A 24,194-nucleotide genomic window follows, 5' to 3' on the forward strand; every position below is an offset into this window, starting at 1 on the left:
CCGGACCGCTCCTGCGGTCCGGGCCGGTGCACAATGGGCGCGCGGCCGGGATCGACGACAGGAGCACAGTGAATCCCTACCAGGCACCGGAGGACGGCGTGAGCGGTACCGGGGGTGCCGGCGGTGGCCGTCGGCCGTGGCTCGTCGCGGGGGTGGCCGTGGGCGTCCTGACCTTGGTGGGCGCCCTGGTGGCGACGGGCCGGCTGCCCGGCGGGACGGACGACGGCGGTGACCGCCTGGCGGAGCAGGCGGCGGACGCACGGTGGGCCGAAGGCGTCACGCCGGAGTGGATGAGCGAGCAGATGGGTCTCGACATCCCGGTCACGGCCCGCTCCCCGCGGGCCGCGTACGAGGTCACGTCCCGTTTCGACACGGGGCTGCTCACCTTCACCCTCACCAGGGTGGAAGCGGAGGCGTACCTGAAGGAGCACCCACCGGAGGGCGACTGGCTCGAACCGACCTCCGCACAGACCGACGTGCCGCCTCACGACTTCGCGCACTTCGGTCTCCCGGAGCCCGAGACGCTGAAGGACGGCATGCGGTACGGCGTCGTCTGCCCCGGGGCCGCGGAGGCCGCCTTGGATCCACACGCCCCAGGCGTCGACACGTCCGACGCGTCATGTGTCCGCCTCTACGCCCACGCCTACACGCCGACGCGTACGCGCATCTACCTCCGCGACCACTACGAACCCGGCATCAGCCCCCTTCCTACGCCGCCCTCGTCGACGCCGACGGGATGAGGGAGGGCCGGCCTATCTGAGGTAGGGGCCGTCCGCGCCGATCTTGCCCGGTCCGTCGAGGACGTAGACGCGGAGGTTGCCCTTGCCGGGGGCGGCGACGGTGAGGGTGCCGGTGGTGACGGTGCGGGTGTCGCCGGTGACCGCGTCCCGGTAGGTGCCGTTGGGGACGCCCGTGAACGTCGCGCCGCCGGAGACGGTGACGAGGGCGAAACTGTCGGTGCCGCCCGCGGTGTAGCGCCGTTTGAAGGCCATGTCGCCGCTGATGCCGGCCGTGGAGTACTGGCCCGTCTGGAGGGCCGGGACGGCACGGCGGATCTGGTTGAGGCGCTGCACGTGCTTGACCAGGGGCTGTTGCAGCGTGGTGGCGACCGCCCCCGAGGCGGACTCGACCTGGGAGAAGCCGGACGCCTTCACGTCACCGGCGAGGTGATCGCCGTAGTACGCCCTGCCCGTGGTGGCGAGAGGGCAACTCGGCCCGCAGTCGATCTTCTTGCCCTTCTGGAACTCGATCTCCGAGCCGTAGTAGAGGGTGGGAATACCGCGGAAGGTCCACATCAGCGACATGTTCTCGGCCCAGGCGTCGGTGCCGCCGGTGTAGCGTTCGCTGCTCTTGTCGGGGCCGTAGTCGTGGCTGTCGACGTAGACGACGTTGTAGGTGGCGTCGTTGTAACTGTCGTCGGAGTCCCTGCCGTTGTGGAAGGCGTTGCTCGCGTCGCCGAAGTTCATGTGCATCCGCATGTCGATGACGTTCATGCCGGAGGCGCGGCTGTGGTCGGGGGCGTGGTAGCTGTTGCCGTCGAGGAAGGCGTTGGTGGACGTGGGCTGGTCGCCCGTGCCCCGCTGCTGCTCGTAGTCGTACATCTCCAGCGCGGCCCGCCTGTCGTCGGCGCTGTACTCCTTGCGCTCCTTCCAGGTGTAGAACTGCGCGGAGTGGTTGACCGAACCGCGGTTCCACTTGTCGTTGACGAAGGCGGCGACCTCGCCGAAGACGAAGAAGTTCTTCGCGGCCTCGGGGTCGTGCCGCTGGGCGACGCGTTCCTGGATGGCGGGCAGGAAGCGGCGGTTCCAGGTGGTGCGCGGTATGTGCACCGCCGTGTCGACGCGGAAGCCGTCGACGCCCATGTCGATGTACTTGTCGTAGGCGCCGATCAGGTAGTTCTGCACCTGGGTGTTCTCGGTGTCGAAGTCGGCGAGGTCCTCGTGCAGCCAGCAGGAGCGGGAGTCCTCGCCCTCCCAGTTGCCGATCCAGCACTGGTGGTAGAGCGCCTTGGGGAACATGCCCGACGTCGGGCTGGGCCATTGGCAGTTGTAGAGGGTGTAGCCCTCGGGACTTCTGCCGCCGGTGGGGACGCCCCAGTTGACGCAGGTGTTGCCCGACGGCTCGGCGGTCGACCAGAGGTCGCCGTTGTAGTACGACTTGCCGCTCTTGGGCTCGACGGTGAGTCCGTCGTACTCGAAGCCGGGCTGCTTCTCGTCGTAGTACCAGCTCCATTGCGCGTCGCGCACCCCGTACACCGTGGGGGTGAACAGCCCCTTGGCGCCCCAGCGGGAGGAGTGGTTGTAGACGACGTCCTGGTAGATCTTCATGCCCTTGGCGTGGGCGGCGTCGATGAGGTCCTGGTACGAGGCGCCGGCGGACTCCAGGCGTGGGTCGACCTTGTAGAAGTCCCAGCCGTGGTAGCCGTGGTAGTCGTAGTCCGAGCGGTTGAGGACCACAGGAGTGATCCACACGGCGGAGAACCCGAGCGCCTTGATGTAGTCGAGCTTCTGGATCAGCCCCTTGAAGTCGCCGCGGAACATCGGGTCGTCGTTGGCCGCGTTGCCGGACTTCACGTGCTGGCTGCCTCCGCGGTTGTTGGCGGGGTCGCCGTCGTGGAAGCGGGCGGTGAGGACGAAGTAGATGGGGTCCTTGCGCGGGTCGGTGCCAAGAGGCGTGCCTGGAGCGGGCGTCGACGGCTTGGCACCGGTGGTCGCGGTGACGGAGGCCGAGGCGGCGGAGAGGTTGCCGGCCGCGTCGACGGCCCGGACGGTGTAGGTGTAGGCGGTGTTCTCCTCCAGCCCGGTGTCCGAGAAGACGGTGGAGCCGACGTCGGAGACGACATCGCCCTCGGTACCGCCGGTACGGGTGACCTGGTACGCGGTGACGCCGGTGTCGTCGGTGGAGGGCTCCCAGGTGAGAACGACGGAGACGCCGTCGGCGCGTGCCGTCACGCCGGTGGGGGCGGTGGGCGCCCGGGTGTCGGGCGCCTGGTCCGCGCAGGGGTCGTCCGCGTCGCGGGTGACCTTGCGCTCGGCGACGGTGGTGACTCCGGCGGGGATCGTGTAGTCGGCGCCGCCGTTGTTGTCCCAGACGCCGTTGCCGTTGTTGAAGGCGGCGGTGAGGACAGTGGCGGCGCCGAGGTCGAGGTCCTGCTTCCACCATCCGGTGCAGGCGGGCCGCATGCCGACCCCGGGCACGGTGGTCCACGCACCTCCGGCGGGCTGGTAGTGGATGTTGGCGGTGGTCCAGCCGAGGGTGCGGGTGGAGTAGTAGACGGTGGCGCTGTTGCCGTCCCCGTCGGAGGCCGCACAGGGGTCGGAGTGGGCGACGACGCCGTCCTTGACGGTGATGTCCCCCGTGCCGAGGGCGTAGTTGCGGCCGGAGTTGTTGTCCCAGGTGCCCGAGCCGTCGGTGAAGGTGGCCTGTAACCCCTCGGCGGCGCCGAGGTCCACTGTCCTCTTCACCCATCCGGTGCAGGCGGCCTCCATCGCCACGCCGGGGACGGTGGTCCAGGGGCCGCCGTCGGGGGCGTAGTGGAGGTGGTAGCGGTCCCAGTTCTTGGTCGTCGTGGAGTAGTAGACGGTCGCGGTGTTCCCGGCCGAGCTGGCTTCCGGGTCCGTCGTCGCGGCGGGGGAGGGGGCGGAGAGGAGCCCCATGACGGCTCCGGCCGCCACGGCGACGGCGAGCGGACGGCCACGGAGGCGCGTACGGGTGCGTCTCATGCGTGTCTCCAGGGAGGAGGGGAGAGACAAGGGGGTACGCCGGAGGGCGCAGGGTGCAAGCCCTAACGGAAAGTTGCAGAAACTTCTTACGGCAGCGGCAAGTTACCGCCGGGGAACGGGGGCGTAAAGGGGGTGCGCTTCAACTTGTCGGGAGCTGGGCGCAGCAGAACGCCCACCCTCGCAGTCGTCGTTGCAACGACTTGCAAGGATGGGCGGGTCGAGCGGTGGTGAGTGTTCTCCGGGTCAGCGGGAGGCGAGGGATACGAAGGCCGCCCACACGTCACGGCCGACCCGCAGCACGGGGCCGTCGTCGACGGCCTTCGAGTCCCGCACATACACGGTGTTCCGGTGGGCGGCCACCTCTACGCAGTCGCCGCCGTTCGTTCCGCTGTAGCTGCTCTTGATCCACGCGAGGTCGCGAACCTGCTCGATGCTCATAGCTCCCCTGCCATGTGCTCGATCACCCTGGCAGACTCCTCGGAGTTGAGGGCCTGTGAACGCAGCATTCCATAGCGTAGCCAGAACTCGCTGACCTCGTCCCGGTCCGACCGGATGTTCACGATGCCCTGGGCCTCGATGGAGACGAACCGCTGCCGTTCGACGGTCTCCAGCAGGACGATCTGCCCGTTGACCCCGCTGTGCGCGGCCCGTTGGGTCGGCATCACCTGAATCTCCACGTTGCGCATGCGGGTGCACTCCAGCAGGTGCGCGAGTTGCTGCCCTAGGACCGCTGTGCCGCCCACCGCCCGACGGAGAGCGCCCTCCTCGAGGATGAATGAGAACACGACGCACGGGTTTCTGCGCGTCAGCAGCGACTGCCGGGCCAGCCGTGCCGTGAGGTGTTGCTCGATGGCCTCTTCTTCGAGGGGAGGGAAGTGCGCCTGGAGCAAGGCGCGGGCATACGCTTCCGTCTGCAACAACCCCGGCACCAGCATCGGGTCGTACGAGAAGCGGCTCACCGCCTCCGCCTCCAGGAGGGCGAAGTCCTGGAAGAACAACGGGAGTTTGGCCCGGTCCACGTCCGGCTGGAGCACGCGCAGCGCCCCGCCCGCGTCCAGGACGCGTTCCGCCGCCTCCGTGAAGACCGCCTTCGCCGGGCGGCGGCCCTGCTCGACGGACGCGACCTGTTCCATGGAGTAGCCGATGGCGTCGGCGAGGGCCTGCTGGGTGAGCCCGGCGCGTTCGCGGAAGAGGCGGACCAGCTTGCCGTACGCGCTCCACGCCGCCGGGCGTTCCTTGTCGGGCCCGCGCCGGCCGGCCGTACCGCACTCCCGCTGGGTGGTCCTGCCCATCGCGCCCCCTGCTCCACCGCACAGTGATCTGTCGTGGAGCACAACGACCGAGCCGCCCCTCCGGCCACGGCGCGAGGCCGTACGGCGGCCGTACAGATCCGTACGACCGCCGTACCGCGTCGTACGCCCTACCAGCGGTCCCGGTGGACGACCTCCGAGACCGCCCGGCGCCGGACCGGGCCGAAGTTGCCCCGCGGCCAGCCCACCGGGATGGCGGCGAAGGTGTTCATGTCCTCCGGAATCCCGAGCGCCGCCTTCCATTCCGTCTCGAGGAACAGGTGCCAGATGGTGATGTTGGCCGCCAGGCCCAGCCCGCGCGCGGCGAGCAGGAGGTTCTGCACGCCCGGGTAGACGCACGAGCCCTCCGCGAGGGCGGAGAACCGCTCCTGGATGCGTCCCATCCGCTCCGTCGCCTCCGCGCCCAGCGCCTCGGCGTAGATCCGCAGGCCTTCCTCCTCGATCCGCGGCGGCGGGAACTGGTAGCACGGGATGATCAGCGCCGGGGTGTCGGCGAAGTGGTCGCGCTGGTACTCGATCGCGGCGACCATGCGCCCGTACGCGGCCTCGTCCATGCCCTCGGGGGCGTACTTGCCGGTCGTGGCCAGGTACGCGTCCACGCACCGCTTCCACAGCGGCGCCAGCTCCGCCATGACCGCCCGGTCGGTGACGACGACGTACTCGTAACGCTGCATGTTGCCGCCGCTCGGGCCCCACACGGCCGCCTGTATCAGCTGGTCGAGCAGCTCGTCCGGCACCGGGTCGGGGCGCAGGCGGCGCATCGCCCGCATCGTGGACATGGTCGAGAAGAGGGACGGCTCGGCGGCACCGTCGGCCACGGACCCCGCGAGAGGCGTTTCAGTTGTCATGATCGTGAGTGTAGGGACTGTGAACTTCCCATGTAACTCCTCTACTTGACTTCAGGATCGCCTGTCCCGCACGGCTCCGCATCTCACGCGCATGACGTCGGCCTCGGCGCGGTACTCGGCTCGTACTGCGGAAGGGAGCGGATCATGGCGGTCTGTGAAGTGTGCGGGAACGACTACGCCCTCTCCTTCGAGGTGCACACGGTCGACGATTCGGTCCACACGTTCGACAGCATCGAGTGCGCCGCCCACAAACTGGCGCCCATCTGCGACAACTGCGGCTGCAAGGTGCTCGGCCACGGCCTTCAGGCAGGCGGCCAGTTCTTCTGCTGCGCCCACTGCGCCCGCGCCCAGGGACACGCGGAGCTGGCCGACAGCGCGTGACCGTGACCGTGACCGCGGGCGTGACGGTGCGCAGAGTGACGACGAAAAGCGCGCGGAATACCGCGCCACCGACCGACTCACCGGAGGGTGACGCATGATCGACGAGGGCCATGTCAGAGAGCTCTGTGACGCCGCGAACGACGAGGCCGCGCTCGTCCTGCTGGAAGGCAGGGCGCGCGTGGTCGACCAGCCGTCGGACGAGGAGTCACAGGGCGCGCTGCTCGTGATCACCAAACGCGATCTGGTCGAGCGACTGGGCCCCGATCCCAGCGACCAGGCCCTGCACGACGTGGCGGGGACCCTGAGCGACACGGTCGGCAAACTGGGCGCCTGACCTGGTTCTTCTATCCAGGTGGTGACCGCCCGCCCCGGCACGTCCGGCACGAGGGCAGACGGTCACCGCCTGTCGCGCAGCCTGTCCCGCACGGTCACTCCGCACGTCCCTCGGCGTTCCCGTAGCGCGGTGCCAAACGGCGCCCCGACCCGGCGCGCAGGTCCAGTTCCGCCCCGGCCAGCCGGGCCACGGCCTCCGCGTCCGTCAGGCCCGGCACGCACACCACCTCACCGGCCTCCAGCCCGGCCAGGGACGCGGTCACCACGTCCGCCGCGGGCATCCCGCCGTCGTCGTGGACGCGGCGCTCGCCGCTCACCGGGGTGTCGCCGGCGCCCAGGTGGAACTCGGTCGCCGTGAGCCCGGGGCACACGACCTGCACCCGTACCGGAGTGCCGGCCAGCTCGGCGGCCAGGGTGCGGGTGAAGGTCACCGCGTACCCCTTGGTCCCGGCGTAGACGGCCCGCCGGGGGAGCGGGTCCGGCGGGAGGTCGCCGGCGAAGGCGAGGAGCGACGCCACGTTGATCACGGCTCCCCGGCCGCGCGCCAGCATGCCGGGCACGGCGGCCCGGGTGAGCGCCGTGAGCGCCACGACGTTCACGTTCACCACCCGGGTGAGGAGGTCCGGGTCCACCTCGGCGAACGTGCCGTAACCGTTGATGCCCGCATTGTTGACCACCAGGTCCACGTCGTCCCCGGACGACCGCTCCACGACACGGGACAGGTCCTCGGGGCTCCCCAGGTCCGCCACCAGCGTCTCGACGCCCGCCGCGCCCTCCTTGAGCGCCTTCTTCGCGAGGACGTCCAGCCGCTCGGCCCGCCGGGCGACCAGCACCAGCCCCCAGCCGCGCGCGGCCAGCCGGGTCGCGTACTCCCACCCGATGCCGGAGGACGCCCCCGTGACGAGGGCCGTGCCGGGTGAGTCGTGCGAGGTCATGAGCGTGATCCCTCCGTCGCCGGGTGGTGCCGTGCCGAACCGCCGTCCGACCTGCGCCGGGTGACCCGGCGGCCGGTGCGTGAAACGCGGGGACGGACGCGACGGTGGCGTCGCGCCGGCCGGAGAGCCGCCCGCCGGGCGCCAGGAGCATCCGGCGGGCGGTGATCACGAAGAATGCCTGCTGTTCCAGCGGTCCCGGAACCATGTCAGCGCTTCGAGCAGCAGCGTTCGGCTGCTCTCCTTCTCGAAGAGGGACAAGCGGATGTTGGGGCGCAGCTCCAGCTTGCCGTCCGGGATGTCGACACCGTCAAGAACGTTGAGGCGAGTGAGGAACTCGGCGCGGAGCGCGCGGTCGGTGAACGGCTCCCGCGCGGCCATGTACTGGAACACCACCTCCGCGGTGCCCCCTCGGCCGGCCCCCGGATACAAGGTCATGGGCCAGATGCCCCGGCCGGGGGCACCCGCCTCACCGAGCATGAGGTAGGCGCTGGTGGTGACGTGCCCGGCGCCGTGACCGATCCAGCCGCCCAAAGACTCCCAGTGGGCGAAGACGGCACGCACCGCATCCACGGTCTCGGGGGAGTCGTCCGCCGCGAGCTGCCGGAAGAACCGTTGGGCGCGGGTTTCCGCTTCCGGTGCGCCGGCGGTCGCGTGCTGGGCGGTGTCCTCACCGTCCGTCCGGTCGTCGTCCGTTCCGGCGAGCAGGGAAGCGAGCTCGTCGGCGGTGAGCCGCTGCGCCGGGTCGGCCGCGCCGGTCGCCGTGAAACGGACGCCGTCGGCGGCCAGCCGGGCGCGGACGTCGGAGTGTCCTTCGTCCTGGGGCGTCGCCCACCGGAAGCCGTCGGAGATCCTCCCTTCGGAGGTCAGGACGCGGTACGCGTTGATCACCCCGGGCGTGTTCGCCAGATGGTTGCCCACGGCCTGTGCCCCGGAGCCGAGGAACGCGGCGAGGTCGCCGTACGCGGTCCAGGTGCCGTGCGGGAGCGCGGCGAGGACCTCGTGGGCCAGCTGCCAGTCCCGGTTGCGCTCCGCCCTGCCCACTCCGCGCAACGGCGCGGGCCACAGAGCGATGGCGCGTTCGGCGAGTTCGTCGGCGCGAGCCAAGATCTCCCGCACGCCCCAGCGCTCGGTCGCGGCGATGCGGCGGTTCATTTCCAGGTGGCTGCCTTGCAGCAGGTCCTGCTTGCGGTCGAAGGGGTGGTTGGACAGCTCCGCGTTGACCGCGGTCAGCGTCAGGTTGCCGAGCGTGTGCTGGAACCGGGCATGCAGTTCCTCCGGGGTCTCCCCTTCCTCGGCCTCCTCGCGTAGCGCGCGCAGCCACTCGTCGCCGGGAGACTGCGGCATGACGTGCTCGACGGTGAGCTGTGCGGCGGCGAAGTCGACGGGTTCGGGATGCCCGTAGCTCTCCTCCAGCCGCTGCAGCACCAGCTTGCGCTGCTGCCACCGGCCGAACTGGTAGAACGGCGCGGTCCTGATCTTCTCGCGCAGGTCCGCGTCGTCGGGCCAGAAGCGGTTCTCCGAGGAGAGGAGCCGGTGCAGCCCCTCGGCGACCGGCACGTCACCTGGAAGCTGCCCTGGAACGGCCTGGAAGATGCGGTTCAGGTTGTTCGTCGGGACCCGGCAGATCATCCGGCGGACGAGGAAGCTCTCGATGTATGCCAGGGCGCGGACCATGCCGGCGGAGTCCAGCTCTCCGCGCTCGCGGCGATCGAAGAGCAGCATCAGCGCGGGGTAGGTGGCCGAGGCCTGCCACGCGTCCAGGCGGCGCAGTGCCTCCCGGACCGCCGGGTCGGTCTCCTCCTCGGGGTGCAGCAACCGACGGAAGTGGGCACTGCGGCGGTGCAGATTCCTGATGTACGCCTCGATCTCCTCGTCGCCGGCCTGCTCTTGTTCAAGACGCCTCTGCTGGGCGGCATACAGGTCCTGGCGGCGGACCCGGTCGTCCCCGTCGAGTACGAGCTGCAGCCACATGAGCTGTTCGAGCTCGTCGTTGCTCAGGCTGTTCTGCAGGGGCAGCCAGTACGTCGCGTAGATGTGCTCGCCACGTTCTTCGAGCTTCATGAAGAGGTAGTTGCGGAGCAGGTCGGCCTGACTCAGCTTGAGACCGGTGTTGTTGAGCGACTCGAAGATGCGGTGCACGTTGTCGCGGCGTTCGGCGGTCACCGCCACCAGTGCCAGCCGCGACGTGATCGCCTGCTCGATCCGGAACACGTCCTGCGGCGCGGCCGGGTCCTCCGCCTCGACCAGCTTCTTCCGGAAGAAGGCATAGGCGGTGGCGACTCCGCTCCCTGCGCCCAGGCCGGTGACAGTGCCGTGGATGTGCGCGGTGAACTGTGCCCGGTCCGCCTGGGTGGGCAGCAGACGGAGCTGGTCGTCGCCGGTCTTCCACTTGTTGATCAGGTACTGCTCGTTGATGCGGTCCGCCTCTCTCGGCGCTGCTTCCGCGACGTGGTCGCGAATCGCGGCCAGGGCCAGGGACAGCGTGGTCAGCCGCTGCTGGCCGTCGACGACGAGCCAGCGAGGGAAAGTGGCGTCGTTCTGAGGTGAGGGCGCGAGCACCACCGAGCCCAGGAAGTGCGTGCTCCCCTTGTCCTCGGCCGACTCCACTAAGCCGGCCTGTTCCGTGATGTCGCTCCACAGCTGCTTGAGCTGTTTTTCGGTCCAGGAATACGTCCGCTGGTAGAGCGGCACCTGGAACTGCTGAGTTCGGCCCTGCATCAGATCGGCGAACAACGTCTCCTTGGCCTGCATGGTGGCCCCCCTTGATCGGCGGTCGTTCGCGCCGATTACAGCAGGCTCAGCCGCTGTGCGGAGCGGAAAAGAGCCAGGATGCACGGGATCGAGCGGCTCCTGATCAACCGTGGCGGCGGAAACCGCGGCCGTGCCCCCACCCGAACACGGAGAGCACCTGTCACCGGCGTGGGTGCGGTAAAGGGGTGGAGGGGATGTGCGCCCTCCCTCTACCGTGCCCCCATGCCTCCCGCCAAGACCTCCTTCGTCTGTCTGCCATGCCGGGCCTCCTACAAGCAGCCGTACCCGACGCCTGCGAGGAGCGCGAAGAGCGACGAGCGGGTGTGTCCGCGCTGTGCCCGCACGCTGATTCACGTCGGCTCCGCCTTCGCCCCGCCGCCCCGCAGGGACACCGAGGGGTGGAGGGTGCTCTCCCTGCTGCTGCACGCCGGCATCCGTTTCCACAAGAGCTGTTGCGCCGGGCCCGGGTACCGGCCGCGCTCGCTCCGCGAGGTGCGGGAACGGATGACGTATGCCCGGCGTACCGGCGAGCCGATCGCCAGAGCGCTGGTGCGTCCCGAGCTGCCCTGACGGCCCGACCGGACGCGCCCGCACCGCCACAGGAGGGGCGTGGGAGGCTGGAGGCATGGACACGGGACGGGCGGCGCACTCCGCCGACAGGGTGATACCGGCACCGGCACCGGGTGATGACCGTGCGTCCCGCACCGATCCCGTGCCGTTCACCCCCGACACCCTCCTCTGGGACATGGTCGGCGACGTCCGCGTCCTGCTGTACCTCCCCGCCGCCCTCGTCCTCCAGGTCGCGCATCCGGCCGTAGGCGCCGGCGTCGACGAGCACAGCGTCTTCCGCACCGATCCCTGGGGCCGCGCCCGCCGCTCCCTGGACTCGTTGCAGCTGTGGATCTACGGCGGTGACCGCGCCGTGGAGGAGGGGCGCAGGCTGCGCCGGTTGCACCGGGACATCAAGGGCACCGACACCCGAGGGCGCGCGTACCACGCGCTGAACCCGGCCCCCTACGCCTGGGTGCACGCCACCGGCTTCCCCGTCTTCCTGCGGGCCGCCGAGTATCTGTTCCGGCCGTTCGACGAGGCGGGGGAGCGGCGACTGCACGCGGAGGCACGCCGGCTCGGGCGCATCCTCGGTATCCGGGAGCGCGACATGCCGGGCTCCGTCGAGGAGTTCTGGACCTACTTCGACAGGGTCGTCCACGACGAGCTCGAACGGACCGTCGTCGTCGACGAGTTGCTCGACCCGCGCCGGTCCGTGCCGCCCCCGGACGGGTCGGTGGCGGCGCTGCGGCTGCTCTGGCCCGTCCTGCGTCCCGCCTTGCTGCGGCTTCAAGTCTTCGTCACCAAGGGGCTGTTGCCGCCCGTCGCGCGTGAGCGGCTGGGCATCGACTGGTCGTCGCGCGACGAGCGGCGGCTGAGGCTGCTCGGCCGCGTCGTCCGTACCGTGGTGCCGCGCCTGCCGGAACGGCTCCGCTACCTGCCGGTCGCGTACGCCGCCCGCGCCGCCCGCGCCGCCCGCGCCGCCCGCCCCTGACCGTCCCGGAACGGCCGTACCGAGACGGTCAGGCGCGGTGCCCGCCCCGCAGTAAGGCCCGCCTGGCGCGGGGTCCGCCCCCTTCAGGCCCGCCCCGAGGCGGGCCGCCACCCCCGTCACCTACCTGTGTCATGCCCATTGCCCGCGCTCCCGACCCTCGCTATGTTAATCGAAAATCACATCGGTGCGACGAGGGTCAACCCGCGTCTGTCGCGCAACTGGCAAGTCTGCGAAGGCATCCGGAACGGTCCGGCCCCTCAGGGAAGCAGGTAAGTCAATGGAGAACCTCAGCAGGAGAAAGGCTCTGACCCTCGGTGTCGCGCTGGGCATCGTCGGCGCCGCGGCCCCCGTGCCCGCCTGGGCGTCGGCCGGCTCGGCCGCCGGGACCGGAGCCCTCACCGGAGTCGGAGCCGGAGCCGCCGCACGGCCCGGCCCCGAGTGGATCTGGGACGAGGCGGCGGACCCCTTGATGGCCCGGATGATCGACGGCGGCCACGTCCCGGCCATCAACCGGGCGTGGGAGAAGTGGGTGAACAACAACGACCCGATCCCCGGCGGACTCCCCTCCGACTTCGCCGCCTACCTGGCGCAGGCCAACCACCTGCCCTCCTGGGCCGACCAGGCCAAGCTCCAACGCGCCGCCGACTTCAACCGCCGCCGGGACACGTACCTGTTCATGCTCTACGGCCTCGGCAGCGGCATCATGAGCACCGTCATCCCCCGTGAGGCCAAGAGCGTCTACTGGTCCGCGGGCGGCGCCGACATGCAGGACCGCGCGGCCAAGACGTTCACCTTCGGCTACGACCTCTCCCAGCTCGGCGCGTTCAAGCCGACCGGGCAGTTCGTGGTCACCGCCAACAAGACCCGCGTGGTGCACGCCGCCGTACGGCACCTGCTGCCGCAGTCGCCGCACTGGAAGGCCGTCGCCGACGAGTCCATCCCGATCAGCGCCGCCGACATCCTCGTCACCTTCCACAGCCTCGGCACCTACGTGCACCAGAAGCTGCTCGAGTGGAGGATCCCGTACCCGGCCGCCGACCAGGAGGCCTTCCTGCACATGTGGCAGGTGGCCATTCACCTGCTCGGCGTGCCCTACGAGCACATCCCCAAGACCTGGGCGGAGGCCCGCGCGCAGTCGCAGCAGGTCCTCACCCCGATCCTCACCCCGTCCACCGAGGGCATCGCGCTGGCCGAGGACCTGCTCGGCCTCACCGCGCAGATCGACCTCGGCGTCACCCGCGGCTTCCTCAACGAGTTCGTGCGCTACGTCCTCAGCGACCAGGTCGGCGACTGGCTGGGCCTGCGGCGCGACTACGCGGCCGCCGCCCTGGTGCGCACGGCGTGGCCGGCGTTCATCCTCTTCCGTGAAGGGCTGTCGCCCGTCATGCCGGGCACCTTCTACATGTTCGACCAGTTCATCCGGGCCATCGCCATGCTGTTCCTCAACAAGGGCTCCTCCGGGACCACCACGCCCATCACCATCCCCACCGGCAACCGGGCCGGTTGAGCGGACGGGCCGCGCGGACGCCCACCCGACCCCGCCTCACGGCGACCGGGCCGAGAGGCGGGGTCACAGGCCGAGCGCGCCCAGCACCAGCGCGGTCACGGCATCCCGGTTCTCCGGGGCGTCCCGCCACCGTAGGGCCCGCCCCGCCTCGACCACCACACCGAAACCCGCGTGCACCAGCACCCGGGCCTGCCGGGGGTCCAACTCCGGGCGCACCAGCCGCAGCTGCTGCTCCCACACGGCGATGTGCTCACGCTGCGCCAGCACCACAGGACGCCGCAAGTCGTCGGGCAAACCGGCGAGTTCGGCCTCGGCCACGCTGTTCAGCTCGGTGTGCTCAAAGCTGTACGCCACGTACGTCGCCGCCAGCGCGACGACCGCCTCGCGCGGGCCGGCCACGCCCTGCAGACTCCGCTCCACGCCCTGCGACAGCAGCGCCGCCGCCTGGAGGCAGGCCGCCGCCAGGATGTCGATCTTTCCCGGGTAGTGCCGGTACAGCGCGGACGGGGTCAGGCCGACCGCCCGCGCGATCTCCCCGTTGGTGACGTTGGCGAAGCCGTTGCGCGCGAACAGCGGCACGGACGCGGCAAGGATCTCCGCGCGCCGGGTGCGCGGGACCGGCCGGGCGGGCAGCTCCACCGGGTGCGCCCCGGGCGGCACCCCCGCCGGGTCGCTCGCCGCCACCCCGAGCGCCGCCGCCAACAGCAGTTCCTCCGCGCGCCGTTGAGCGATGGAGATGTGGTGCATCGTGACCGACCCGATCGCGCCGAGGGCCGCCACCGCCCGCAGCCGCTCGTCCGGCAGCGGATGCTCCCGCTGCACGGCGGCGTCGACCCGCTCGACCAGACGCCCGAACTTCACCCGCAGACGCCGTCGGTCCTCACGGTTGAGGTAGCGCGCCTCCCACCGGTACACGCCGCCCGAGGCCCGGTGCGCCACCGTGATCCGGGTGAGCGGCGTCAGCACGCCCCTGAGGCCCGCCCCGTCCGGAACCTCGTCCAGCGCCGCGACCAGACCGTCCACCATGACGTCAGCGCACTCCGCGAACAGCGCGTACTTGTTCGGGAAGTGCCGGTAGAGCGCCGCCGCGGAGATGCCGACCTGAGCGGCGACCTCCTCCATGGAGGCCGTGTGATAGCCGCGCTCGCTGAACACCCGCCCGGCCGCCTCGACGATCAGCTGTCTGCGGTTACGGGGCCGCGTGGCCGGAGCCGGCTCGGCGGGCGCGGCCGAACGGGCGGACGAGGAGCCGGGAGCCATGGCGATTAGTCAATCACACGGGGTGAGGCGGCCGGGCTCCCTCCGTTTCCGCTCCGGGATGCCGGAAGCCCGCTCAGTCGAACAGCAGCACCGGCTTCACCACCCCGCCCCCCTCCATCGCCCTCACCGCCGCCCCGATCTCCTCGAACGGGAACGTCGTCGCCAGCGTCTCCAGGGGGAACAGGCCGCGGCGCCACAGGCCGATCAGGTCCGGCAGGAAGCGCCCGGGGCGGGAGTCGCCCTCGATCACCCCGTGCACGCGCACGCCCTTCGCCAGCAGGTGCATCGCGTCGAACGTCACCTCGCCACCCAGGCCGACCAGCGCCAGCTCGCCGCGCGGGCGCAGCGCGGCGACGGCCTGCCGGGCCACGTCCGGGCGCCCCGTGGTCTCCACGACGTGGTGCGCGCCGCCGCCCGTGAGGTCCCGCAGCGCCTCCACCAGACCGTCACCCGGAGGAAGCGCCGTCTTCGCGCCCAGCTCGACCGCCAGGGCCCGGCGTCCGGGGACGGGGTCGACCGCCACCACCGGGTCGCAGCCCACCGCCACCGCCGCCATCACCGCGCTCAGCCCGACCCCGCCCGCCCCCATGACGACCAGCGACGCGCCCGGCTCGGGCCGCAACCGGTTGAGCACCGTGCCCGCGCCCGTCTGCCCGCTGCACCCGAGCGGTGCGGCGACCTCGTCGGGCAGGTCCGCCGGCACCGGAACCACACCCCGCTCCCGCACCACGGCATACGTGGCGAAGCTGGACTGGCCGAAGAAGCCGCCGTGCACGGGAGTGCCGTCGCGGGCGAGGGGAGTGGTGCCGTCGGCGCGCCCGCCGGAGAAGTTCAGGGTCCGCGCGTGGAGACAGTACGCGGGATGCCCCGTCGCGCACTGCTCGCACGCGCCGCAGCTCGCGAAGGTGAGGCACACCGGGTCGCCGGGCGCCACGCCTCTCACCTGCGCGCCGACCGCCTCGACGCGCCCCACGCCCTCATGACCGAAGACCATCGGGGTGAGCCGGCGCGGCCAGGTGTCCCGCATGCCCAGATCGGTGTGGCAGACGCCGGCCGCCGTCATCCGCACCAGCACCTCGTCCGGCCGCGGCTCCTGCAGCTCCAGGTCCCGCACGGTGAACGGCGCGCCCGGCGCCTCGACCACGGCCGCGCGGACCCGCCTCACGCGCCCTCTCCGGCACCGAGCCCGGCACCGGGCGCGGCGCCGGACTCGGGCGCGCGCTCCAGGTAGAAGTAGTAGAACGGCCCCTCGGCCGGCACGCCCTTCCCGTTCATGATCCCCAGCAGCGTGTCCTCGTCCACCCACTTGAAGTGGTCGAACACCGGCCGCCCGTCGTACACCATCGTCGCCGTCGACTCGCCCCGGAACTCCACCGTCCACAGGCTTGCCTCGCCCTGCCCCAGCTCGGTGTTCGAGTACAGCTCGCCCGCCTCGTTCAAGCACATCAACGGTTTGGCGTCATGCGGCGAGTGGAACGTCTTGCCGTACCAGCCGGCTTTCTCCAGCATGCCGTTGAGCGGGTGACCGGTGTCGAACTCGCCGCCCTTCCACGCCCCGAGGATCTCCTCGGGGCGGACCGTCGGCAGCACGGCCCAGATCGCGTCCAGCTCGCCGGGGTCGACCCGGCCGTCCCGCTCCGTGAGCTCACGGAACAGGGATCGAGCCTCGTGCACGTCCATCTCAGGTGTCCTCTCGTCGGTCGGTGCGGGCCGGCGCGGTCAGGACCCGGGGTGCCTCAGCCCGACGACCCGCGGGGCGCCGCGCCGCGCCCCGCCGGGGTCCGCCTCGGGAACGGCGGTGCGCCGCCGCCGGTGACCGCGGGCGGGTGGCCCACCGTGCCGAGGCTCAGCAGCACATGCCGTTCCGCGACCTCCTCGGCGGTGAGCGGGCCGTCCTCGCGGAACCAGTTGGCGACGCCCTGGCACATCACGAGCACCGAGCGCACCGCGTCGGCCGGGATCGGGGTGGTGAACACGCCTTGGGCGCGGCCCTCCTCGACCGTGTCCAGCAGCATGTGCTCCAGATAGTCGCGCAGGGCGACGTACCGGGCCCGGTTCTGCGGCTCCAGGCTGCGTATCTCCGTGTCCAGGAACGCCAGTTGGCGACGGTGGGCCATGTACAGCACGATCGACTCGACCATGCCGCAGAAGCGGGCCAGCGGATCGTCCCCGGCCTCCCGGGCGGCGGCGCGGCAGCGGTCCAGGACGTCCTTGATGGACGTCTCGAGGAGCGTCGCCAGCAGCGCCTGCTTGTTCTCGTAGTGGTAGTACAGCGCGGGCACGGTGACCCCGACCCGGCTGGCTATGTCCCGCACCGAAGTGCCGTGGTAGCCCTGCTCGTTGAAGGCCCGCATGGCGTGCATCAGGATCGGGTGCAGGTCGAGCGGGGCGTAGGAGCGCCAGTGCCCCGCCGACGGGGTGGTGTCCTGGCTTGGGGCGGTGTTCAACGGCTCTCCTCCGGGGCTGCGGCGGTCGGCGTCATCGTACGGCGGTGCGTCCGGTCCACCCCTCCTTCCTCGCTTAGCGATCGTTCAGGAGATCGCGGCGCGCGACGGTCGACCCGCAGTCACTGTCCCCCTCCCCTTCCGGAAAAACAAGTCCCGCACGGGGAGTTGACCGCCCTGCCTCCCGCTCCTACGTTTAGCGAACGCTCAGTAAGTCCCCGGTCGCCGTCGGCAGGTTCGCCACGCACCGAGAGAGGAACCCATGAGCCCCACTTCCACCCACCGTCCCGGCCGCACGGTCGCGGGCCCGCTGGACGGTGTGCGCGTGGTCGAACTGGCCGGCATCGGACCGGGACCGTTCGCCGCGATGCTGCTCGCCGACCTGGGCGCCGACGTGGTGCGGGTGGACCGCCCCGGCCGCGCCGCACTCGGCGGCGACCCCGCCCGCGACCTGACCAACCGCAACAAGCGGTCCGTCGTCGTCGACCTCAAGACGTCCGAAGGGCCCGCGACCGTAAGGGCGTTGGCGGCGCGCGCGGACGTCCTGCTGGAGGGGTACCGGCCGGGCGTCGCGGAGCGGCTCGGCGTCGGCCCCGAGGACTGCATGGCCGCCAACTCCGCGCTGGTGTACGGCCGGATGACCGGCTGGGGGCAGGACGGCCCGCTCGCCCCGCTGGCCGGCCACGACATCGGCTACATCGCCACCGCCGGCGCCCTGTCCATGATCGGGACCTCCGACGGGCCGCCCGTCTTCCCCGCCAACCTGCTCGGTGACTACGCGGGCGGCTCTCTTTACCTCACCACCGGAGTCCTCGCCGCGCTGCTCGCCGCCCGCACGACCGGCGAAGGCCAGGTGGTGGACGCCGCCATCGTCGACGGCACCGCCCACCTGACGAGCCTGTTCTGGGGCATGCTCGCCGAGGGCACCTGGCGCGACGCGCGCGGCCGCAACCTGCTCGACGGCGGCTGCCCCTACTACGCCGTCTACGGGACCTCCGACGGCGGCTGGATGGCGGTCGGCGCCCTCGAACCCCGCTTCTACACCGTGTTCGTCACCCTGCTCGGCCTGGACGCCGACGAGCTGCCCGACCGCGCCGACCCGCGCAACTGGCCCGCCCTGCGCTCCACGTTCACCGCCCGCTTCAGGACCGCCACGCGCGCCCGCTGGACGGCCGTCTTCGAAGGCACCGACGCCTGCGTCGCGCCCGTGCTGACCCTGACCGAGGCGGCGGACCACAAGCACCTCACCGCGCGCGGCACGTACACCGAGGCGCACGGCGTCACCCAGCCCGCCCCCGCACCCCGCTTCTCGGGCACACCCGGCACGCTCCGGCGCCCGCCGGCCGTCCCCGGCGCCCACACCTTCGACGTGGCCCGCGACTGGGACGTGCCCGACCTGCTGAAGGGCCGCCGCTGATGGAACTGTCCTCACCCCTGGCCTACGCGGAGGACCCGCGCACCGCCGCGGACCGTGCCGCCGCCCTGGAGACCGCCGGGCTCGACGCCGTGTGGGTCGCCGAGGCGTACGGCTTCGACTCCCCGACGATCATGGGCTACCTCGCCGCGAGGACCGAGCGCATGCGCATCGGCTCCGCCATCCTCAACGTCTACTCCCGCACTCCCGCCCTGATCGCCCAGACCGCCGCCGGACTCGACGCGATCAGCGGCGGACGCGCCCTCCTCGGCGTCGGTGCCTCGGGACCGCAGGTCGTCGAGGGCTGGCACGGCCGCCTCTACGACCGGCCGCTGCGCCGCGCGCGCGAGGTGATCCAGCTGTCCCGGCGGATCTGGCGGCGTGAGGTGATCGAGCACCACGGCATCACCGACCTGCCCGTCCCACCCGAGAAGGGCGGCACCCTCGGCAAACCCCTCAAGCTGCTCAACCACCCGGTGCGCGACACCATCCCGGTGTACCTCGCCGCCCTCGGCCCCGCCAGCGTCCGTACGGCTGCCGAGATCGCCGACGGCTGGCTGCCGTTCCTCTACGCCCCCGAGCACGCGGAGAAGGTGTGGGGTCCCGCCCTCGCCGAGGGCACGGCGAAACGCGACCCCGCGCTCGGCCCGCTCCAGGTGGTCGCCGGCGGACTGCTCGCGATCGGCGACGACGCCGAAGCCGTACGCGACCTCATGCGCCCCACCGTCGCCCTTTACGTCGGCGGCATGGGCGCCCCCGGCCGCAACTTCGACTTCGACCTCGTCTGCTCCTACGGCTACGAGGCCGCCGCGGCCGCCGTCCAGGAGCACTACCTCGCCGGACGGAAGAAGGACGCGGAGGCCGCCGTACCGGCCGAACTGCTGGAGCAGCTCTGCCTGGCCGGTCCCGAGGGATACGTCCGCGACCGCGTCGAAGTCTTCCGCGAGGCGGGCGTGACCATGCTCAACGTCACTCCCGTCGGCCCCGACCCCGCCCGACTGATCGAGCACGTGAGGAGCTGGCTGTGACCGCCCCCGAACGCGCCCCGGGACGCCCCCTGTACGGACCCGACCACGAGGCTTTCCGTGAGACGGTGCGGACCTTCCTCACCAAGGAGGTGCTGCCGCACCACGAACGCTGGGAGAGGGACGGGGTGGTGGACCGCGAGGTGTGGCGCTCGGCGGGTCGCCAGGGACTGCTCGGCATCGCCGTCGACGAGGAGTACGGCGGCGGAGGCACCCCCGACTTCCGCTACAGCGCCGTCCTCATCGAGGAGTTCGCCCGTGCCGGAGCCTCCGGACTGGCGATCAGCCTGCACAACGACATCGTCGGCCCCTATCTCACCCGCCTCGCGGACGACGAGCAGAGGCGCCGCTGGCTTCCCGGGTTCACCTCGGGCGACCTGGTCACCGCCATCGCCATGACCGAACCCGGCGCGGGTTCCGACCTCCAGGGCATCCGCACCACCGCCACCGACCAGGGCGACCACTACCTGCTCAACGGCGCCAAGACGTTCATCTCCAACGGCGTCCTCGCCGACCTCGTCGTCGTGGTGGCCCGCACCACGCCCGAGGGCGGCAGCGGCGGGCAGAGCCTGCTCGTCGTCGAGCGCGGCATGGGCGGCTTCGAGCGCGGCCGCAACCTCGACAAGATCGGCCAGAAGGCGCAGGACACCGCCGAGCTGTTCTTCACCGACGTGCGCGTCCCCAAGGAGAACCTGTTGGGGGAGGAGAACCAGGCCTTCGCCTACCTGATGGGCAACCTCGCCCAGGAGCGGCTGGCCATAGCCGTCGGCGCCGCCGCCGCGGCCGAGGAGATCCTCGACGTCACCACCCGCTACGTGAAGGAACGCGAGGCGTTCGGCAAGCCGCTCGCCCGGCTCCAGCACATCCGCTTCGAGATCGCCGAGATGGCCACCGAGAACGCCGTCACCCGCGCCTTCGTGGACCGCTGCGTCTCCGACCACAGCGACGGCCGGCTCGACGCCGTGCACGCCTCGATGGCCAAGTGGTGGGCCACCGAACTCAACAAGCGCGTCGTCGACCGGTGCCTCCAACTCCACGGCGGCTACGGCTACATGAGCGAGTACAAGGTCGCCCGCGCGTTCCTCGACAGCCGCATCCAGACGATCTACGGCGGCACCACCGAAATCATGAAGGAGATCATCGGCCGCTCCCTGCTGCGCTGAGCACCGGCCGGCTCCGCATCCCCTGTGAACCGACCTGGAAGGGCAACCGAGGTGAGCACCGAAGCGTACGTGTACGACGCGATCCGCACCCCGCGCGGGCGCGGCAAGGCGAACGGCGCCCTGCACGGCACCAAACCCGTCGACCTGGTCGTCGGTCTCATCCACGAGATCCGCGCCCGCTTCCCCGGACTCGACCCGGCCGCCGTCGACGACATCGTCCTCGGCGTGGTCAGTCCGCTGGGTGACCAGGGCGCGGACATCGCCCGCACCGCCGCCGTCCTCGCCGGGCTGCCGGACACGGTGGCCGGCGTGCAGGAGAACCGCTTCTGCGCCTCCGGCCTGGAAGCGGTCAACATGGCCGCGATGAAGGTCCGTTCCGGCTGGGAGGATCTGGTCCTCGCGGGCGGCGTGGAGTCCATGTCCCGCGTGCCGATGGGCAGCGACGGCGGCGCCTGGGCGGCGGACCCGCGCACCAACCACGACACGGGCTTCGTCCCGCAGGGCGTCGGCGCCGACCTCATCGCCACCATGGAGGGCTTCTCCCGCCACGACGTGGACTCCTACGCGGCGCTCTCCCAGGAGCGGGCGGCCACGGCGTGGAAGGAGGGCCGCTTCGAGCGCTCCGTGATCCCCGTGCGGGACCGCAGCGGTCTCGTCGTCCTCGATCACGACGAGCACCTGCGCCCCGGCACCACCGCCGACTCCCTCGCCACGCTCAAGCCGTCCTTCGCGGACATCGGCGAGCTGGGCGGCTTCGACGCGGTGGCCCTGCAGAAGTACCACTGGGTGGAGCGCATCGAGCACGTCCACCACGCGGGGAACTCCTCCGGGATCGTCGACGGCGCCGCGCTGGTCGCGGTCGGCTCGCGCGAGATCGGCGAGCGGTACGGACTCACCCCGCGCGCCCGGATCGTCTCCGCCGCCGTGTCCGGCTCCGACCCCACGATCATGCTGACGGGACCGGCGCCGGCCTCCCGCAAGGCGCTCGCCAAGGCCGGGCTGACCATCGACGACGTCGACCTCGTCGAGATCAACGAGGCGTTCGCCGCCGTCGTGCTGCGGTTCGTGAAGGACATGGGCCTGTCGCTGGACAAGGTCAACGTCAACGGCGGCGCCATCGCGCTCGGCCATCCGCTCGGCGCGACCGGCGCGATGATCCTCGGCATCCTGATCGACGAACTCGGTCGCCAGGACAAGCGCTACGGGCTGGCGACCCTCTGCGTCGGCGGAGGCATGGGCATCGCCACGGTCGTCGAACGCCTCTGAACCCTCTCCCCGGATCACTTGGATCACACGGATCACCAGGAGCGCATCCGCATGAGCATCGAGTCCACCACCATCCGCTGGGAGCAGGACGACACCGACGTCGTCACCCTCGTCCTCGACGATCCCGACCAGTCGGTGAACACCATGAACGCGGCGTTCATCGACTCGCTGGACGCCGTCACCGCGCGGCTCGCCGCACAGCGCGACAGCGTGCGGGGCGTGATCGTCGCCTCCGCCAAGAAGAGCTTCTTCGCCGGCGGCGACCTGCACGACCTCATCTCCGTCACCCCCGAGACGGCCGGCGCCTCCTACGAGGCGGGCATGCGCGTGAAGCGCGCCCTGCGGGTCATGGAGACCCTGGGCAAGCCCGTCGTCGCCGCGATCGACGGAGCGGCCCTCGGCGGGGGGTACGAGATCGCCCTGGCCTGCCACCACCGCATCGCCCTGGACGCGCCCGGCACCAAGGTCGGCTGCCCGGAGGTCACCCTGGGCCTGCTGCCCGGAGGCGGCGGAGTCACCCGCACGGTCCGCATGTTCGGTGTGACGGAGGCGCTGCGGAAGGTGCTCCTGGAGGGCACCCAGTACGGTCCCGCCCGCGCGCTGGAGGCCGGACTGGTCGACGAGCTCGTCTCCGACCCAGGTGAACTCCTCGCCCGCGCACGGGCGTTCATCGACGCCCACCCCGAGTCCGCACAACCCTGGGACGCCCCCGGCCACCGCATTCCCGGCGGCGCCCCGTCGAGCCCCGAGCTCGCAGCTCAGCTCCCGGCTCTTCCCGCCCTGTTGCGCAAGAAGACCGGCGGCGCACCGTACCCGGCCCCGCGCAACATCCTCGCGGCGGCCGTGGAAACCGCCCAGGTCGACGTGGACACGGCCTTCGAGATCGAGGCGCGGTACCTGACCGAGCTGGTCACCGGGCAGATCACCAAGAACATGATCCAGGGCTTCTTCTTCGACCTGCAGGCGGTCAACTCCGGCGCCAGGCGCCCCCAGGACGTCCCGGTCCGCAAGGTCACCAAGGTGGCGGTGCTCGGCGCGGGAATGATGGGCGCCGGCATCGCCTACTCCTGCGCCCGCGCGGGCATCGACGTCGTCCTCAAGGACGTCTCCGTGGAGGCCGCACTCAAGGGCAAGGGCTACTCCGAGACGCTCTGCGGCAAGGCCGTCGCCCGCGGCCGTACGACGCGGGAGAAGGCGGACGCGCTGCTCGCCCGCATCACCCCGACCGCGGACACCGGCGACCTGGCCGGCTGCGACGCGGTGATCGAGGCCGTCTTCGAGGACACCGCTCTCAAGCACCGGGTGTTCCAGGAGATCCAGCACGTGGTCGCCCCCGACGCCCTGCTGTGCTCCAACACCTCCACCCTCCCCATCACCGTGCTCGCCAAGGGCGTCGAGCGCCCCCGCGACTTCGTCGGCCTGCACTTCTTCTCGCCCGTCGACAAGATGCCGCTGGTCGAGATCGTCAAGGGCGAGAAGACGGGGGAGGAGGCGCTGGCCCGGGCGTTCGACCTGGTGCGGCAGATCCGCAAGACGCCCGTCGTGGTCAACGACTCCCGCGGCTTCTTCACCTCCCGCGTCATCGGCCACTTCATCGACGAGGGCGTCGCCATGGTCGGCGAGGGCGTCGAACCGGCTTCCGTCGAGCAGGCCGCGGCCCAGGCCGGCTACCCCGCCAAGGTCCTCGCCCTCATGGATGAGCTCACCCTCACGCTGCCCCGCAGGATCCGTGAGGAGAACCGCCGCGCGGTCGAGGCGGACGGCGGCGCCTGGCAACCGCACCCCGCGGACGCGGTCGTCGACCGCATGATCGACGAGTTCGGCCGCCCCGGCCGGTCCGGCGGCGCCGGCTTCTACGACTACGACGAGCAGGGCAGGCGCGCCGGCCTCTGGCCCGGACTGCGCGAGCACTTCACCGCCCCCGCGAAGCAGCCCGCCGACCTCACCGAGCTGAAGGAACGGATGCTCTTCGTCGAGGCGCTGGACGCGGTCCGCTGTCTTGAGGAGGGCGTCCTGGAGTCGGTGGCCGACGCCAACGTCGGCTCGCTGCTCGGGATCGGCTTCCCGCCGTGGACGGGCGGCGTCCTGCAGTACGTCAACGGCTACGACGGCGGCCTGCCCGGCTTCGTCGCCCGCGCCCGCGAGCTCGCCACCCGCTACGGCGACCGCTTCACGCCGCCCGAACTGCTGCTGCGCAAGGCCGAGCGGGGCGAGACGTTCACCGACGCCTGAGCGCCGCCCGTCCGTCCCCACCGACACCGGGTACGCCCGCAGGGGCATTCCCCCACGCCC

At 71.3% G+C, this 24,194-nt stretch carries 21 protein-coding genes; 11 read left to right on the top strand and 10 right to left on the bottom strand.

The features are described 5' to 3' along the window. Positions 1-98: 98 nt before the first annotated feature. Positions 99-740: a hypothetical protein gene (locus tag ACQZOG_RS14190; protein WP_051747854.1), complete on the top strand. Its 642-nt coding sequence runs from the start codon at positions 99-101 to the stop codon at positions 738-740. A gap of 12 nt (positions 741-752) precedes the next feature. On the opposite strand, the gene ACQZOG_RS14195 is transcribed toward ACQZOG_RS14190, so the two are convergent. The 4 genes from ACQZOG_RS14195 to ACQZOG_RS14210 all read right to left on the bottom strand — a co-directional run bounded on the left by ACQZOG_RS14195 (position 753) and on the right by ACQZOG_RS14210 (position 5,880). Further along, positions 753-3,722 (bottom strand): carbohydrate binding domain-containing protein, encoded by a 2,970-nt coding sequence (locus ACQZOG_RS14195; RefSeq protein ID WP_037642983.1) that lies wholly within the window; start codon positions 3,720-3,722, stop codon positions 753-755. Positions 3,723-3,965: 243 nt separating this feature from the next. Continuing rightward, positions 3,966-4,160 carry a DUF397 domain-containing protein gene (locus ACQZOG_RS14200; RefSeq protein ID WP_033276324.1) on the bottom strand — a complete coding sequence of 65 codons (195 nt, stop codon included), beginning with the start codon at positions 4,158-4,160 and terminating at the stop codon, positions 3,966-3,968. Next, positions 4,157-5,014 (bottom strand): helix-turn-helix domain-containing protein, encoded by an 858-nt coding sequence (locus ACQZOG_RS14205; protein ID WP_037642986.1) that lies wholly within the window; start codon positions 5,012-5,014, stop codon positions 4,157-4,159. Before ACQZOG_RS14205 ends, ACQZOG_RS14200 begins: the two co-directional genes overlap by 4 nt. A gap of 128 nt (positions 5,015-5,142) precedes the next feature. Beyond that, on the bottom strand, positions 5,143-5,880 hold the full coding sequence (locus tag ACQZOG_RS14210) for a nitroreductase family protein (protein WP_037642987.1): 738 nt from the start codon (positions 5,878-5,880) through the stop codon (positions 5,143-5,145). Between the two features lie 144 nt (positions 5,881-6,024). On the opposite strand from ACQZOG_RS14210, the gene ACQZOG_RS14215 reads away from it, so the two are divergent. Continuing rightward, entirely contained in the window at positions 6,025-6,261 is a 237-nt protein-coding gene (locus ACQZOG_RS14215; protein ID WP_033276321.1) for a hypothetical protein, read from the top strand. 94 nt (positions 6,262-6,355) lie between these two features. Continuing rightward, on the top strand, positions 6,356-6,595 hold the full coding sequence (locus tag ACQZOG_RS14220; protein WP_037642988.1) for a hypothetical protein: 240 nt from the start codon (positions 6,356-6,358) through the stop codon (positions 6,593-6,595). A 94-nt stretch (positions 6,596-6,689) separates the two neighbouring features. Here ACQZOG_RS14220 and ACQZOG_RS14225 read toward each other — a convergent pair whose 3' ends face one another. Next, the gene (locus ACQZOG_RS14225) at positions 6,690-7,529 is read right to left on the bottom strand and encodes an SDR family NAD(P)-dependent oxidoreductase (RefSeq protein WP_430741535.1); all 840 of its coding nucleotides are present in this window, start codon (positions 7,527-7,529) and stop codon (positions 6,690-6,692) included. Positions 7,530-7,694: 165 nt separating this feature from the next. Continuing rightward, on the bottom strand, positions 7,695-10,280 hold the full coding sequence (locus ACQZOG_RS14230) for a GmrSD restriction endonuclease domain-containing protein (RefSeq protein ID WP_033276318.1): 2,586 nt from the start codon (positions 10,278-10,280) through the stop codon (positions 7,695-7,697). Between the two features lie 222 nt (positions 10,281-10,502). Here ACQZOG_RS14230 and ACQZOG_RS14235 point away from each other — a divergent pair, with 222 nt between their 5' ends. The 3 genes from ACQZOG_RS14235 to ACQZOG_RS14245 all read left to right on the top strand — a co-directional run bounded on the left by ACQZOG_RS14235 (position 10,503) and on the right by ACQZOG_RS14245 (position 13,330). Continuing rightward, on the top strand, positions 10,503-10,850 hold the full coding sequence (locus tag ACQZOG_RS14235) for a deoxyxylulose-5-phosphate synthase (RefSeq protein ID WP_359497609.1): 348 nt from the start codon (positions 10,503-10,505) through the stop codon (positions 10,848-10,850). A gap of 55 nt (positions 10,851-10,905) precedes the next feature. Beyond that, a complete protein-coding gene (locus ACQZOG_RS14240; protein ID WP_430741536.1) occupies positions 10,906-11,823 on the top strand; it encodes an oxygenase MpaB family protein in 918 nt (305 codons plus the stop codon). Between the two features lie 277 nt (positions 11,824-12,100). Continuing rightward, positions 12,101-13,330: an oxygenase MpaB family protein gene (locus ACQZOG_RS14245; RefSeq protein WP_058917468.1), complete on the top strand. Its 1,230-nt coding sequence runs from the start codon at positions 12,101-12,103 to the stop codon at positions 13,328-13,330. 63 nt (positions 13,331-13,393) lie between these two features. Here ACQZOG_RS14245 and ACQZOG_RS14250 read toward each other — a convergent pair whose 3' ends face one another. The 4 genes from ACQZOG_RS14250 to ACQZOG_RS14265 form a co-directional block, all read right to left on the bottom strand. After that, entirely contained in the window at positions 13,394-14,590 is a 1,197-nt protein-coding gene (locus ACQZOG_RS14250) for a TetR/AcrR family transcriptional regulator (RefSeq protein WP_430741537.1), read from the bottom strand. Between the two features lie 73 nt (positions 14,591-14,663). Further along, positions 14,664-15,755, bottom strand: coding sequence for an NAD(P)-dependent alcohol dehydrogenase (locus ACQZOG_RS14255; RefSeq protein ID WP_033276314.1), 1,092 nt, complete (start codon positions 15,753-15,755; stop codon positions 14,664-14,666). Then, complete coding sequence (locus ACQZOG_RS14260) at positions 15,752-16,270, bottom strand: DUF4334 domain-containing protein (protein WP_033276313.1); 519 nt, start codon at positions 16,268-16,270, stop codon at positions 15,752-15,754. The genes ACQZOG_RS14255 and ACQZOG_RS14260 overlap by 4 nt, the downstream gene beginning before the upstream one ends. Positions 16,271-16,326: 56 nt before the next feature. Further along, positions 16,327-17,037 carry a TetR/AcrR family transcriptional regulator gene (locus ACQZOG_RS14265; protein ID WP_033276312.1) on the bottom strand — a complete coding sequence of 237 codons (711 nt, stop codon included), beginning with the start codon at positions 17,035-17,037 and terminating at the stop codon, positions 16,327-16,329. Between the two features lie 259 nt (positions 17,038-17,296). Here ACQZOG_RS14265 and ACQZOG_RS14270 point away from each other — a divergent pair, with 259 nt between their 5' ends. Genes ACQZOG_RS14270 through ACQZOG_RS14290 form a run of 5 tightly spaced genes read left to right on the top strand, consistent with a single transcriptional unit; the run spans position 17,297 to position 24,134 of the window. Next, positions 17,297-18,451 carry a CaiB/BaiF CoA transferase family protein gene (locus ACQZOG_RS14270; RefSeq protein WP_084207038.1) on the top strand — a complete coding sequence of 385 codons (1,155 nt, stop codon included), beginning with the start codon at positions 17,297-17,299 and terminating at the stop codon, positions 18,449-18,451. Continuing rightward, on the top strand, positions 18,451-19,476 hold the full coding sequence (locus ACQZOG_RS14275; RefSeq protein WP_430741538.1) for an LLM class F420-dependent oxidoreductase: 1,026 nt from the start codon (positions 18,451-18,453) through the stop codon (positions 19,474-19,476). Before ACQZOG_RS14270 ends, ACQZOG_RS14275 begins: the two co-directional genes overlap by 1 nt. Further along, a complete protein-coding gene (locus ACQZOG_RS14280) occupies positions 19,473-20,636 on the top strand; it encodes an acyl-CoA dehydrogenase family protein (RefSeq protein WP_430741539.1) in 1,164 nt (387 codons plus the stop codon). Before ACQZOG_RS14275 ends, ACQZOG_RS14280 begins: the two co-directional genes overlap by 4 nt. Before the next feature lie 51 nt (positions 20,637-20,687). Then, complete coding sequence (locus ACQZOG_RS14285) at positions 20,688-21,902, top strand: acetyl-CoA C-acetyltransferase (protein WP_033276309.1); 1,215 nt, start codon at positions 20,688-20,690, stop codon at positions 21,900-21,902. Positions 21,903-21,953: 51 nt separating this feature from the next. Then, complete coding sequence (locus ACQZOG_RS14290; RefSeq protein WP_033276308.1) at positions 21,954-24,134, top strand: 3-hydroxyacyl-CoA dehydrogenase NAD-binding domain-containing protein; 2,181 nt, start codon at positions 21,954-21,956, stop codon at positions 24,132-24,134. Positions 24,135-24,194 lie beyond the last annotated feature (60 nt).

The sequence above is a fragment of the Streptomyces sp. P13-3-3 genome (assembly GCF_050571355.1).
GTDB classification, from domain to species: domain Bacteria; phylum Actinomycetota; class Actinomycetes; order Streptomycetales; family Streptomycetaceae; genus Streptomyces; species Streptomyces althioticus.

What these genes read in the sequence shown, in the direction of transcription:
- ACQZOG_RS14195 (WP_037642983.1), bottom strand. Translation starts at nt 3,722, where the DNA reads ATGAGACGCACCCGTACGCGCCTCCGTGGCCGTCCGCTCGCCGTCGCC.
- ACQZOG_RS14200 (WP_033276324.1), bottom strand. Translation starts at nt 4,160, where the DNA reads ATGAGCATCGAGCAGGTTCGCGACCTCGCGTGGATCAAGAGCAGCTAC.
- ACQZOG_RS14205 (WP_037642986.1), bottom strand. Translation starts at nt 5,014, where the DNA reads ATGGGCAGGACCACCCAGCGGGAGTGCGGTACGGCCGGCCGGCGCGGG.
- ACQZOG_RS14210 (WP_037642987.1), bottom strand. Translation starts at nt 5,880, where the DNA reads ATGACAACTGAAACGCCTCTCGCGGGGTCCGTGGCCGACGGTGCCGCC.
- ACQZOG_RS14215 (WP_033276321.1), top strand. Translation starts at nt 6,025, where the DNA reads ATGGCGGTCTGTGAAGTGTGCGGGAACGACTACGCCCTCTCCTTCGAG.
- ACQZOG_RS14220 (WP_037642988.1), top strand. Translation starts at nt 6,356, where the DNA reads ATGATCGACGAGGGCCATGTCAGAGAGCTCTGTGACGCCGCGAACGAC.
- ACQZOG_RS14225 (WP_430741535.1), bottom strand. Translation starts at nt 7,529, where the DNA reads ATGACCTCGCACGACTCACCCGGCACGGCCCTCGTCACGGGGGCGTCC.
- ACQZOG_RS14230 (WP_033276318.1), bottom strand. Translation starts at nt 10,280, where the DNA reads ATGCAGGCCAAGGAGACGTTGTTCGCCGATCTGATGCAGGGCCGAACT.
- ACQZOG_RS14235 (WP_359497609.1), top strand. Translation starts at nt 10,503, where the DNA reads ATGCCTCCCGCCAAGACCTCCTTCGTCTGTCTGCCATGCCGGGCCTCC.
- ACQZOG_RS14240 (WP_430741536.1), top strand. Translation starts at nt 10,906, where the DNA reads ATGGACACGGGACGGGCGGCGCACTCCGCCGACAGGGTGATACCGGCA.
- ACQZOG_RS14245 (WP_058917468.1), top strand. Translation starts at nt 12,101, where the DNA reads ATGGAGAACCTCAGCAGGAGAAAGGCTCTGACCCTCGGTGTCGCGCTG.
- ACQZOG_RS14250 (WP_430741537.1), bottom strand. Translation starts at nt 14,590, where the DNA reads ATGGCTCCCGGCTCCTCGTCCGCCCGTTCGGCCGCGCCCGCCGAGCCG.
- ACQZOG_RS14260 (WP_033276313.1), bottom strand. Translation starts at nt 16,270, where the DNA reads ATGGACGTGCACGAGGCTCGATCCCTGTTCCGTGAGCTCACGGAGCGG.
- ACQZOG_RS14270 (WP_084207038.1), top strand. Translation starts at nt 17,297, where the DNA reads ATGAGCCCCACTTCCACCCACCGTCCCGGCCGCACGGTCGCGGGCCCG.
- ACQZOG_RS14275 (WP_430741538.1), top strand. Translation starts at nt 18,451, where the DNA reads ATGGAACTGTCCTCACCCCTGGCCTACGCGGAGGACCCGCGCACCGCC.
- ACQZOG_RS14290 (WP_033276308.1), top strand. Translation starts at nt 21,954, where the DNA reads ATGAGCATCGAGTCCACCACCATCCGCTGGGAGCAGGACGACACCGAC.